Source organism: Silvimonas soli, assembly GCF_030035605.1.
GTDB classification, from domain to species: Bacteria; Pseudomonadota; Gammaproteobacteria; order Burkholderiales; family Chitinibacteraceae; genus Silvimonas; species Silvimonas soli.
On sequence record NZ_CP106736.1, the window covers coordinates 3,327,327 to 3,340,000 of the forward strand.

10 protein-coding genes (1 of these 10 only partly in view) are annotated in these 12,674 nt (G+C 59.7%); 8 read left to right on the top strand and 2 right to left on the bottom strand.

Annotated elements, in window-relative coordinates:
- Positions 1 to 673 precede the first annotated feature (673 nt).
- The 7 genes from xdhA (at position 674) to guaD (ending at position 10,428) form a co-directional block, all read left to right on the top strand.
- Entirely contained in the window at positions 674 to 2,137 is a 1,464-nt protein-coding gene (gene xdhA, locus N7220_RS15315) for a xanthine dehydrogenase small subunit (RefSeq protein WP_283148390.1), read from the top strand.
- Entirely contained in the window at positions 2,134 to 4,488 is a 2,355-nt protein-coding gene (gene xdhB / locus N7220_RS15320; RefSeq protein ID WP_283148391.1) for a xanthine dehydrogenase molybdopterin binding subunit, read from the top strand. Before xdhA ends, xdhB begins: the two co-directional genes overlap by 4 nt.
- The gene (xdhC, locus tag N7220_RS15325; RefSeq protein ID WP_283148392.1) at positions 4,485 to 5,522 is read left to right on the top strand and encodes a xanthine dehydrogenase accessory protein XdhC; all 1,038 of its coding nucleotides are present in this window, start codon (positions 4,485 to 4,487) and stop codon (positions 5,520 to 5,522) included. The genes xdhB and xdhC overlap by 4 nt, the downstream gene beginning before the upstream one ends.
- The gene (locus N7220_RS15330; protein WP_283148393.1) at positions 5,522 to 7,063 is read left to right on the top strand and encodes an ABC transporter ATP-binding protein; all 1,542 of its coding nucleotides are present in this window, start codon (positions 5,522 to 5,524) and stop codon (positions 7,061 to 7,063) included. The genes xdhC and N7220_RS15330 overlap by 1 nt, the downstream gene beginning before the upstream one ends.
- The gene (locus N7220_RS15335; protein WP_283148394.1) at positions 7,050 to 8,123 is read left to right on the top strand and encodes an ABC transporter permease; all 1,074 of its coding nucleotides are present in this window, start codon (positions 7,050 to 7,052) and stop codon (positions 8,121 to 8,123) included. Before N7220_RS15330 ends, N7220_RS15335 begins: the two co-directional genes overlap by 14 nt.
- Complete coding sequence (locus N7220_RS15340) at positions 8,120 to 9,046, top strand: ABC transporter permease (protein WP_283148395.1); 927 nt, start codon at positions 8,120 to 8,122, stop codon at positions 9,044 to 9,046. The genes N7220_RS15335 and N7220_RS15340 overlap by 4 nt, the downstream gene beginning before the upstream one ends.
- A gap of 62 nt (positions 9,047 to 9,108) precedes the next feature.
- Positions 9,109 to 10,428, top strand: a complete 1,320-nt coding sequence (guaD, locus tag N7220_RS15345; RefSeq protein ID WP_283148396.1) for a guanine deaminase — start codon at positions 9,109 to 9,111, stop codon at positions 10,426 to 10,428.
- A 53-nt stretch (positions 10,429 to 10,481) separates the two neighbouring features.
- Here the strand turns inward: guaD and N7220_RS15350 are convergent, their stop codons facing one another.
- On the bottom strand, positions 10,482 to 10,988 hold the full coding sequence (locus N7220_RS15350; RefSeq protein ID WP_283148397.1) for a GFA family protein: 507 nt from the start codon (positions 10,986 to 10,988) through the stop codon (positions 10,482 to 10,484).
- 135 nt (positions 10,989 to 11,123) lie between these two features.
- Between N7220_RS15350 and N7220_RS15355 the strand changes: the two genes are divergently transcribed.
- Positions 11,124 to 11,510 (top strand): MAPEG family protein, encoded by a 387-nt coding sequence (locus N7220_RS15355; RefSeq protein ID WP_283148398.1) that lies wholly within the window; start codon positions 11,124 to 11,126, stop codon positions 11,508 to 11,510.
- 19 nt (positions 11,511 to 11,529) lie between these two features.
- On the opposite strand, the gene N7220_RS15360 is transcribed toward N7220_RS15355, so the two are convergent.
- Positions 11,530 to 12,674: the 3' portion of a urate hydroxylase PuuD gene (locus N7220_RS15360; protein WP_283148399.1), read on the bottom strand. It continues 61 nt past the right edge of the window; 1,145 of the gene's 1,206 nt are visible here — the last part of the coding sequence; its start codon lies beyond the right edge, outside the window; it ends in the stop codon at positions 11,530 to 11,532.

The following is a 12,674-nucleotide window of genomic DNA, read 5'->3' on the forward strand; positions in this document are numbered from 1 at the left end:
GGTCAAAAGCCGAAGCAAATCGTCTGTATGCGAGGGTTCTTTGCGCGCATCCTGCGTTCCCTCGGTCGGCCGGAGCCTAAGGTCTCCGGCTCTCGGTCGGCGTGATCAACAGCTCTATCAGCTAGGTTCAAGACCTAAATCAAACCAATGGCCTTTGGGCTCCTGTCCTTCGAAGCCCCTGGCGTTCAAATTACACCGAACCGCCCAGGGAGAGCCGGAGACCCAGGCTCCGGCCGATCGCAGGGTACGGCGGAGCCGCGAAGGCCGTCCTGGCTAACAGACGGTTCGTTTCGGTTTTTGACCTTGGGCCCCGTTTGCGCTTGCGCTGTCGGGTCGCCTTTTCTTTGGTTTCTTTCTTTTGGCGACGCAAAAGAAAGAAACGTGTTCCCGGGCGCCCCCGGGTATCAAACGCTTTTCACCACCCGTGCCAAAGGCACTCAACTAAACACGCTTTTAAAGCCCAAGCCCAAGCCCAAGCCCAAGCCCAAGCCCAAGCCCAAGCCCCAGGGCGGATTGCACCCCCCTACAAAACCCGCTCACACCACAAACAACACTCCCCCCACATTCCCATAACCGAATAACGGTTATAAGAACCCCCAGGCAGGCCATCCCCCCGCAAAGTGGTAGATTGAAATCATCGACCATCACACCAGACCGGCGGGTATTTCCGGCTATGACTACACGATCCATCCAGTTCTGGTACCGCGGGCAAATCCACAAGGTGGATGGGCTGGCGACAACGCGCAGCGTGCTGCAGCACCTGCGTGAAGACCTGCAATGCACCGGCACCAAAGAAGGCTGCGCCGAGGGCGATTGCGGCGCATGTACGGTTGTTGTGGGTGAACAAGTCGATGGCGAACTGCGCTTGCGGGCGGTGAATTCCTGTATCCAGTTCTTGCCCACGCTCGATGGCAAGGCGCTGTTTACGGTGGAAGACGTGGGCACGCCGGCGCATCCGCATCCAGTTCAGCAAGCCATGGTGGATTGCCACGGCTCGCAGTGTGGTTTTTGCACACCAGGTTTTGTCATGTCGTTGTGGGGCATGTACCAGAACGCACCCACCTGTCCGGGACGGGAAGAGTTGGCCGATGCCATCTCCGGTAACTTGTGCCGCTGCACCGGATATCGTCCGATTCTGGATGCCGCCAAAGCCGCCTATGCCGCGCCGCGCAAAGTGCTGGATGCGGTGCCGGTATTGGCTGCGTTGAGCAAACTGGCGCTGCTGCCGCCGCTGCGCTATCAATCGCACGGCCACCATTTCTTTGCGCCACGCCGTTTGAGCGAGCTGGTGGCAATCCGCAGTGAATATCCCGATGCCCGTTTGCTGGCCGGTTCCACCGACGTGGGTTTGTGGGTGACCAAGCAATTGCGCGAATTGGGCGACATCATTTATCTGGGCCAGATCGCCGAACTCAAAAAAATTGAGCACACTGAGCATGGACTGGAGATTGGCGCGGGCGTGGCGCTGAGTGACGCATTTTCCGCGCTGACGCAGCAAGAACCACAATGGCTGGAACTGGCCCGCCGCTTTGCTTCCGTCCCCGTGCGTAACGCCGGTACGCTGGGTGGCAATATCGCCAATGGCTCGCCGATTGGCGACAGCATGCCGGCGCTGATTGCGTTGGGCGCCACGCTGGTGTTGTGGCGCGGCGATCTGCGCCGCGAAATGCCACTGGAAGCGTTTTATCTGGGCTACCAGAAGAACGCGCTGGAGCCAGACGAGATTGTCGAAAAAATCTGCCTGCCCGATGCGCCTAACCAGGGTCATTTGTTCCGCACCTGGAAAATCTCCAAGCGCTTCGAGCAGGATATCTCCGCCGTGTGCGGCGCTTTCATGTTGCAACTGGATCGTCACGGCATCATCACCCAGGCCCGCGTGGCGTTTGGCGGCATGGCCGCAACGCCTAAACGGGCTGAACAAACCGAACACGCTTTGCTGGGGCAGCCGTGGAATCGCCAAACCGCTGAACAAGCCGCCTTGGCGCTGACAGAAGACTATCAACCATTGTCGGACCTGCGTGCCAGTGCCCAATACCGGCTGGAAGTCGCCGCCAATCTGCTGCAACGATTCTGGCTGGAAACCGGCGCCGGTGCGCCAGTGACCCGGTTGGGGCAAATTCATGAGGTGAGCGCATGAATATCCAGCGCGATCCTGGCCCGCATCTCGCCGCTCCCACCAGTCAGGTGGGCAAGCCGCTACCACACGAAAGTGCGCTGCTGCATGTAACCGGCACGGCGACCTATACCGACGATTTACCCGAACTGGCCGGCACCCTGCACGCTGCTCTGGGGCTGGCGACCGTGGCGCATGGCCGCGTGGTCAAAATGGATCTGGATGCCGTACGCGCCGTGCCCGGCGTGATTGCGGTGATCACGGCCAGCGACATTCCCGGCGTCAATAATTGTGGCGTGGTAGTGCACGATGATCCGATTCTGGTCGATGCGGATATCCAGTTTTATGGCCAGCCGCTGTTCGCAGTGGCGGCGCGGAGCCACGATATTGCCCGCCGTGCCGCCCGGCTGGCGAAGGTCGAGTACGAAACGCTGCCCGCGATTCTCACGATGGAGGAAGCCATCGGCGCGCAGTCCTGGGTTTTGCCGCCAGCGGACATGAACCGTGGCGATGCTGCCGCAGCGCTGGACAACGCGCCGCACCGGCTCACCGGTTTTGCCAGCGTGGGTGGCCAGGAGCATTTTTATCTGGAAGGGCAGGTGTCTTATGCGCAGTTGCGCCCAGACGACACCATGCATGTGTATTGCTCCACTCAGCACCCGAGCGAAATGCAGCATCTGGTGGCGCACGCCTTGGGTTGGCGCTCGCATCAAGTCAGTGTGGAATGTCGACGCATGGGCGGCGGCTTTGGCGGCAAGGAATCGCAATCCGGACAATGGGCTTGCCTGGCGGCGCTGCTGGCCTGGCAAACCGGCAAGCCGGTCAAGCTGCGGCTAGATCGTGACGACGACATGGTACTTACCGGCAAACGCCATCCGTTTCAGGCGCGCTGGGAAGCCGGGTTTGATGCTGACGGATTGATTCGGGGACTGAAGCTGGAGCTGGCCTCCAACTGCGGTTACTCGGCGGATTTGTCTGGCCCGGTGAATGATCGGGCGCTGTGCCATCTGGATAACGGATATTACCTGGACGCCGTGGCCATCCGCAGTCTGCGCTGCAAAACCAACACGGTATCCAATACCGCGTTTCGTGGTTTTGGTGGGCCGCAGGGCATGTTCATGATCGAGAGCATCGTCGATGACATTGCCCGCCATCTCAAGCTGGACTCGCTGGCCGTGCGCCAGCGTAATCTCTATGGCGAGAGCGACGGTGATACTCGCAACACCACGCATTACGGCATGAAGGTGGAAGACAACATTCTGCCGCAAATGCTCAGCGAACTGGCGCAATCCAGCCAGTATGCCGAGCGCCGGGCGGCGATTGCGTTATTCAACAACAACAGCCCGATCATCAAGCGCGGCATTGCGCTGACGCCGGTGAAATTTGGTATCTCGTTTAACGCCACGCTGTTTAACCAGGCCGGCGCGCTGGTGCATGTTTATGCGGACGGCACCGTGCTGGTGTCGCATGGCGGCACCGAGATGGGCCAGGGTTTGTACACCAAGATCCGGCAGATCGTGGCCGAGGTGTTCGGGCTGCCGCCTGCCGATATCCGCTTTACCGCGACTGACACTTCACGCATTCCCAATACCTCCGCTACCGCCGCTTCGAGTGGCACCGATCTGAACGGCTATGCCTCGCATAACGCCGCACTGGCGATTCGTGAACGGCTGGCGTTGCTAGTGGCGCAAATCGCTGACTGCCAGCCGCAAGAAGTGCTGTTCCTCGATGGTCGCGTGCTGGCACCGGGTTTTCTGGAGAGCTTTGCCGATGTCGCCCGGCGCGCTTATGCCGCCCGCGTGCAGTTGTGGAGCGATGGATTTTATCGCACGCCCAAAATTCATTGGGATGCGACGACCCGTACCGGTCGGCCGTTTTTCTACTTTTCTTATGGCGCGGCGGTGAGCGAAGTGGCGATTGATACGCTCACCGGCGAGATGAAAGTGCTACGCGCAGACATCCTGCATGACGTGGGTCGCTCGATTAACCCGGCGCTGGATATCGGCCAGATTGAAGGTGGTTATATCCAGGGCATGGGCTGGCTGACTTCAGAAGAACTGTGTTGGCAGCGCGAAGGTGCGCAGCGGGGTCGTTTTAACTCGCACGCACCATCCACCTACAAAATCCCGACTGCGTATGATGTGCCGGAGGTACTCAACGTCAAATTGTTTGACGGTGCCAATGTCGAAGAAACCATCCACCGTTCCAAAGCGGTTGGCGAACCACCGCTGATGCTGGCGTTGTCCGTCTTCTTTGCGGTGCGCGATGCCGTGGCCTCAGCCGTAGGGCCGGGCAGTCGGCCGCCGCTAACTGCTCCGGCTACACCTGAAGCCATTCTGCGGGCCATCCGCCAGGGCAAGGAGCAAGCCGTATGAGCGCGTGGTTGCAAACTCTCGCCCAGCGCTTGCAGGCCGGAGACGACCAGGTGCTGGTGACCGTGGCGCGCGCAGAGGGCTCCACCCCACGTGATGCGGGTACGGTGATGTTGGTCGGCGCCACCGACACGCTCGATACCATCGGCGGTGGGCACCTGGAATGGGAAGCCATCGCCATGGCCCGCGTATTACTGGCGGGCGGGCCGCAACAAGCTTTGCTGCGCTTCAGTCTTGGCGCGCGATTGGGCCAATGTTGTGGCGGAGTGGTCTGGCTGGTGCTGGAACGTATCGCGGCCAGTGACGCGTCCGCGTGGCAACAACGCGCCGATGCTTTGCGCCATGGCAAAGCCTTGCAACGCAGCGTGGCCAGCAACGGCAACGGTTCAGCCTGGGCGCTGGTTGCGGCAGAAGAGCTGGTGGCCAAAGCCGAGCTGGCGGGCGATGTCAAAACCTGGTCTTTGCAGCAAACGCTGGTGCCGTATCCATTCACCGTAATGTTGTTCGGCGCCGGGCATGTCGGCGCAGCGTTGGTGCGGGTGCTGGCGCCGCTGGGCATCCGGCTGATCTGGATAGACGAGCGTGACGACATTTTTACCACCATGCCCGATACCTGGCCGGACAACGTTGAATGCATCGCCACCGACACGCCTGAAGCCGACATCGCCGCCGCCGCGCCGGGCACGTGTTTCTTGCTGATGACCCACAACCACGCGCTGGATTTTCAACTGTGCCAGGCCGTGCTGCGGCGAGATGATTTTGACTACTTTGGCATGATCGGCTCGCACAGCAAACGCGCCAGTTTTGAGCATCGTTTGCGCGATCGCGGTGTGGCGCCGGAGCGTTTCAAAGAGCTGATCTGCCCGATCGGCGTGGCCGGGATCACCGCCAAAGAACCCGCCGCGATTGCCATTTCTGTAGCCGCGCAGCTATTACAGGTGCGCGAACGCCGCGCTTTGCTGGGCCGGCTGGCTTATTCGCAAGACGACCAACATCTTTCTGACCAACCTGCCACCCAATCCTCGGAGCACGTTTGATGAGCGAAACGCCCCGCTTGCAACTGGCGCATGTCACCAAGCGCTACCCCGGCGTGGTCGCCAATGATGGTGTTGATCTGAGCGTGCAGCCGGGCGAAATCCATGCCGTGCTGGGCGAGAACGGCGCGGGCAAAAGCACGCTGATGAAGATCATCTACGGCGCGGTGCAACCTGATGACGGCCAGATGCTGTGGAACGGCAAGCAGGTCAAAGTCGCCAGCCCGCACGAAGCGCGGCGCTTGGGCATTGGCATGGTGTTTCAGCACTTTTCGCTGTTTGAGACGCTCACCGTCGCCGAGAACATTGCGCTGGTGCTGGATGAGAAATTCGACCTGGCCGCGCTCTCCGCCCGCGTGACTGAGGTCTCGGAGCGTTACGGTTTGCCGATTGATCCGCAGCGGCTGGTGCATGGTTTGTCGGTGGGCGAGCGCCAGCGGGTGGAGATCGTGCGCTGCTTGCTGCAAAACCCGCAGTTGCTGATTCTGGATGAACCCACATCCGTGCTGACGCCGCAGGCGGTGCAAAAGCTGTTCGAGACCTTGCGACGGCTGGCCAGCGAGGGTGTGTCCATTCTCTACATCAGCCACAAGCTGCATGAAATCCAGTCGTTATGCGACGGCGCAACAGTAATGCGCGGCGGCAAAGTCACCGGCACCGCCATTCCGCGAGATGAAACGCCCTCAAGCTTGGCGCGCATGATGATCGGGCGTGATTTGCCGGTGTGTGTATCCCCGCCATTTACCGGTGATGCCAGATTGGTGCTCAGCGTCGATAAACTGAGTGCCACCACCGATGACCCGTTTGGCACGCAATTACACGATATCGATCTGCAACTGCATGCGGGCGAGATCGTCGGCATTGCCGGGATATCCGGTAACGGCCAGGCCGAACTGCTGGCGGCGCTGTCCGGCGAATTGCCGGTGCAGGCCGAAATGATCACGCTGGAAGGTAAAGCCATTGGCCATCTGCGCGCCGGGAAACGACGTGATGCGGGTCTGTGTTTTGTGCCGGAAGAACGCCTGGGGCGCGGTGCAGTCCCGGCAATGTCGCTGACGGAAAACACCGTGCTGACCGCGCATCGTAAAGGGCTGAAACAACACGGCTTGCTCAAGCTGAATGCCGCGCGGGATTTTGCCCTGCGCTGTATCGAGCGCTTTGACGTGCGTTGCTCCGGGCCCGCTGCGGCGGCGCGGTCGCTCTCCGGTGGCAATCTGCAAAAATTCATCGTCGGGCGCGAAATCATGCAGGCGCCAAAAGTGATGATCGTCGCGCAGCCAACCTGGGGCGTGGATGTGGGTGCAGCGGCGTTCTTGCGGCAAACGCTCATTGACTTGTCGCGCCAGGGCGTGGCGATTCTGGTGGTGTCAGAAGAACTGGATGAATTGTTCGAGATTTGCGACCGCATCGCCGTGCTGGCGCAAGGGCGCTTGTCGGCCGCGCTGATCAAGGCGCATACCAATGCTGAATCCATAGGCCTGCAGATGTCCGGTTTGGCGGCTACACAACAAAAACAAGAGGAACCCGCCGATGCACTTGCTTGAGCCCCGCGCCCAGTCCTCGCGCAAGATGCGTTGGCTGGCGCCTGTCTATGCCATTTTGCTGACGCTGATCACCGGCGCTTTACTGTTCACCGCGCTGCATAAAAATCCGTTTCACGCGCTTTATATGTTTTTTATTGCGCCGCTGACCACGTCATACGGCTGGAGCGAACTGCTGGTCAAAGCCTCGCCACAAATCCTGATCGCGCAAGGGCTGGCGGTAGGGTTTCGGGCGCGGGTGTACAACATTGGCGCGGAAGGCCAGTTGATCATGGGGGCGATCTTTGGCGGCGGCGTGGCGATCATGACTGACGGCAGCACCTCGCACTGGATTCTGCCCATGATGGTCATTGCCGGTGCGGTGGGTGGTGCCTTGTGGGGCGCGCTGGCAGCGTGGCTCAAGACTCAGTTCAACGCCGAAGAAACCCTGACTACGCTGATGCTGACCTACATCGCCACACTGCTGATGGCCTATATGGTCAACGGCCCGTGGCGTGATCCATCTGGGCAGAATTTTCCGCAATCGATCATGTTCAGCGATACGGCGACTTTTCCGATTCTGCTGGAAGGCAGCCGGGTGAATGTGTCGGTGTTCATTACGCTGGCGGTGGTGGTGGTCTTCTGGGTGTTCATCAGCAAGAGTTTTCTGGCCTACCAGATTGAGGTGAGCGGCCAGGCTCCCGCTGCCGCGCGTTATGCCGGGTTTTCGCAAAAGAAATCAATCTGGCTGGGCTTGTGTTTGTCCGGCCTGACGGCGGGTCTGGCTGGAGTAGGCGAGGTGGCCGGGCCAGTGGGGCAGCTTAATCTGAATATTTCTCCGGGCTACGGCTTCTCGGCCATCATTGTGGCCTGGCTGGGCCGTTTGCATCCGGTGGGCATGGTGCTGGCGGGTTTTCTGATGGCGCTGATTTATCTGGGCGGCGAGGCGGCGCAAGTGTCGCTGCAACTGCCATCTGCTATGACGGGTTTGTTCCAGGGCATGTTGCTGATCTTTCTGCTGGCCGCCGATGCCTTTATCAATAACCGTTTCCGTCGGCGTAAACGCGCTGCGAGGTTCGCATGAGTATTGCTCAAATATTGCCGGTACTTGCAGCCTCGATGGGCGCCGCAACACCCTTGTTGCTGGCTGGCCTGGGCGAGTTGGTCGCTGAGCGCTCCGGCGTCATCAACCTGGGCGTGGAAGGCATGATGCTGATCGGCGCCATTGCCGGGTTTGCCTGCGCAGTGGATAGCGGCCTGGGCGCATGGGCAGGCTTGGGGGCCGGCGCAGTGGCCGGGGCAATAGCCTCACTGTTTTTTGCCATCCCGGCCTTGTCGCTTTCGGCCAATCAATCCGCCTGCGGACTGGCGCTGACCATCTTTGGCGTGGGTCTATCGGCCTTCATTGGGCAGAACTATGTCAGTTACAGCCTGCCCGGCATGCAACCGTGGCCGGTGCCGGGGCTGGCATCTATTCCGTGGATCGGGCCGGTGTTATTCAATCAGGCGCCAGTGGTGTACGTGGCGCTGGCGCTGTTTGCCGTGACATGGTGGATTCTGGCCCGCACGCGCGTTGGCCTGGTGTTGCGCGCGGTGGGCGAGTCCCCCGACAGCGCGCACGCTATTGGTTACCCGGTGCTGCTGATCCGCTACGGCGCGGTGATGTTCGGCGGGGCGATGGCGGGCCTTGGTGGAGCGTATCTTTCCACCGTGTATACGCCGCTGTGGGTGCAAAACATGACCGCCGGACGCGGCTGGATTGCCATCGCGCTGGTGGTGTTTGCCAGTTGGAAGCCGGGGCGTTTGCTGATTGGGGCGTTTTTGTTTGGTGGCGTCACCATCTTGCAGTTTCACGCGCAAACGCTGGGGATTACGGTGCCGATTCAGTTGCTGGCGGCGTTGCCCTATCTGGCAACAGTGGTGGTGCTGGTGGTGATCTCGCGGGATAAACGCTTGGTGCAGTTGAATCTGCCAGCGTCGTTGGGGAAGCCATTTTTGCCGAATTGAGGCCGGTTACCCAAGTAATGCAGTCGGCATAATCCAGCGTAAATAGGCCTAAAATAGACCGCATGAATACCCAAACCTCCCAAACGCACTTGATCGTCCGCGGCAGCATCCTGCACTTTCTGCAAGATCCTGGTTTGTACCCGGACGCCGAGTCGTATCGCTATCTGGACGACGGCTATTTATGGCTGGCGGATGGCTACGTGCGTACCACCGGTGCATGGGATGCTCTGGGCGATATCCCCGCGCCCGTGCGCAACGTGGCTGAATGGGCCGACCATTCTGGTCAGCTGATTTTGCCGGGCCTGGTCGATACCCATATGCACTACGTGCAAGCGGGCATGATTGCCTCGTTTGGCTGCCGCCTGCTCGATTGGCTGAACGATTACACCTTTCCCGCTGAAGCGGCGTTTACGCACCCGGAAGTCGCCGCCGAAACGGCGCGGTTTGTGGTGGACCGTTTGCTGGCACATGGCACCACCACTGCATCCGTGTTTGGCAGCGTGCACCCGCAATCGGTCGATGCTTTCATGGCCGAAGCCCAGCGTCGCGGTTTGCGCATGTTGTGTGGCAAAGCGATGATGGATCGACATTGCCCGCCGGAAGTGCGTGACACCGCCGAGCGTTCCGGCCGCGATAGCCAGGATCTGATCGACCGCTGGCATGGTAAAGATCGCCTGCGGTACACCATTACGCCGCGCTTCGCACCGACCTCTACACCTGAGCAATTGGCCATCGCCGGGCAGCTGTATCAATCACGGCCGGATTTGCACGTGCAATCGCATCTGGCTGAAAACGATAAAGAAGTAGCATGGGTCGCCGAGTTGTTCCCGGATCAACGCGATTATCTGGATGTTTACGAACATTACGGCCTGACCGGCCCGCGCACCATCTACGGCCATTGCATTCATCTGACCGAGCGTGAGCAACTGGCAATGAGCCAGTCTGGTACGGCGGCGGCGTTTTGCCCGACCTCCAATCTGTTTTTGGGCAGCGGCCTGTTCGATTACTACGGCATGGCGAAATCTGGTGTGCGCGTGGGTCTGGCGACCGATGTGGGTGGCGGCACGTCTTTCAGCATGATTCGCACGCTAGCCGAAGCGTACAAAGTCTCGCAAGCGCGACATCATGCGTTGTCACCTTTACGCGGCTGGTATCTGGCGACATTGGGCGGGGCGCGGGCGCTGTACCTTGAGGAGTTTATCGGCAACTTTGAACCGGGCCGCGAGGGCGACTTTATCGTCCTCAAGCTTGATGCCACGCCAGAACTGGCTTTCCGGATGGACCGCACCCGCACGCTGGCGGAGCGCTTGTTTGCCCTGACGATATTGGGCGATGAGCGCTGCGTGGCCGCAACTTACGTGATGGGCCAACGTATCCACTGAGGCGTTCAGCGAGAATAATGCACCGGCATTATTCTCTTCGTTACCCAATTCATTTATTTAGTCTCAGATGCCGGCGATACGCCGCCAACTCTCTCGTGAAACTCGGCAATGGATTCTTCCGAATAACGCTGGAAGCGTTGATCCTGCGCTTTGAAATCCACCTCCACCCAGTCCGGCTTGAATTCCAGCATCATGTGCGTGGTTTCGGGCGTTTGGGGGAGCGGGGTGTCGATGGCGGAGGCAAACGGGTGAATCAGCTCTGGCCATTCCGCGTCATAGACCCACAACGCCGTGCCGCATTCACCGCAGAAATGCCGTTCGCCGCTACTGATATGAACCTTGGCATCTTCCGGGTTTTTGACACGGGCGTGATACATGCGGATGTGCTTGCGGCCATTGACCTTGAGCGTATCGGCCAACGCACCCAAGTTGATGGCATAGCCACCGCCACCCTGGGTTTTGCGGCAGATGCTGCAATAACAGCGCTGGTAGGGGAGCGGATGCGGCGCTTCAACACTGAATGTCACCGCGCCACACTGGCACGAACCTTCTAGCAACATTGCGTTCTCCTCTGGCAGGGTGCGGCAGTAGCCGCTCTGATGCAGTATGGACGCCCATGTCCTGTTTGCATCCCGGTCAACGGCGCATCGCCTCACCGGATTTCTCTGACGACGTTTTTTGGGGAACACGCTTTCATGACCACAGAGTTGCAGTACCTGGCCTGGAGTATCGTGTTGGGTCTGGTGTATTTGATGGCCTATGCCACGGCCATTCGGCGGCAGAACGGAGTGGAGTGGGCGACCGGCGCGCGCGATGCAGACAAACCACCGCAAGGATTGGCCGGGCGGCTGGCCCGGGCCCAGCGCAATTTCATGGAAACCTGGCCATTTTTTGCGGTAGCCGTGTTGCTGGTGCATTTGTTGGCGAAAGAATCGGCCCGCAGCGTGTGGGGTTGTGAAATCTATTTATGGGCACGCGTGGCTTATCTGCCGTTGTACGCCTTTGGCGTACCCTGGCTGCGCTCGCTGGTTTGGGTCGTATCGATGATCGGGCTAATCATGGTGTTATCAGCCGTGTTCTGAACTGGCCCGATATGCACGCTTACTTTGCGCCACCTTCAAACCAGCGACCGATTTGCGCCCGTTCAGCGTCGGTTATCCCTGTCAGATTACCCAGCGGCATGGCTTTGAGTTGCACCACCTGCTGATAGATTTTGGGGGCGTTGGCGCGCACCACGGCATCGGTATCAAACTTCAGGCCGTTTGGCGCCGTGGGCATTTTGGTTGGTTTTTCTGAGTGGCACTCAATACAGCGACTATCAATAATCGGCCGGATGTCTGCCAGCGTGGTGGCGGCAGGTTTGGCAGGCTCGGCGCTCGCCTGCGCGGCCGGGAGCGCTTTGGGCGCATGCCACACCAGCACCACCGCCAGCAAAGCCAGCCCGGCCAACGGGTATTGCCACTTATATATACCTTTGTGGCGCAGGTTGAAAAAATGCCGGGTCAGCGCGGCGGCAAGCAGGATGATCGCCAGTGTCAGCCACGGCAATTCGCCCGAATAGGTAAAACCGTAGTGATTACTGAGCATGCAGAAAATCACCGGCAGCGACAGATAGTTGTTATGCACGCTGCGCTGCTTGCCGCGTTTGCCATGGATGGGGTCTGGCGTTTGCCCTGCGCGCATGGCGGCGACCATTTTTTTCTGGCCAGGGATAATCCAGAAGAACACGTTGGCGCTCATGGTGGTGGCGATCATCGCTCCCACATGCAAAAACGCGGCGCGGCCAGATAACAGATGGCACAGCACAAAGCCGACTAGAACCACAAAGGCGTAATAGATCACGCCAAACAGCAGCTGGCTGCGGGCAAACAGCACTCGACACAATATGTCGTACACCACCCAGCCGATCACCAATGTGGTGATGCCGACCAGCACTGCGGCGCCGGGTGTCTGGATGACGCTGTTGGCGTCGACCATGTACACACCAGCCTGCGAGTAATACAGCGTGCTCATCAGGAAAAAGCCGGACAGCCAGGTGGAATAGCTTTCCCATTTGAACCAGTGCAATTCATCCGGCAGTTTCTTTGGCGCGAGCAGATACTTTTGCGGGTTGTAAAAACCGCCGCCGTGCACTGCCCACAATTCGCCGCCCACCCCTTTGGCTATCAACTCCGGATCAACGGGCGGCTTGAGGCTGTTATCCAGCCAGATGAAATAGAACGAAGAACCTATCCACGCGATGGCAA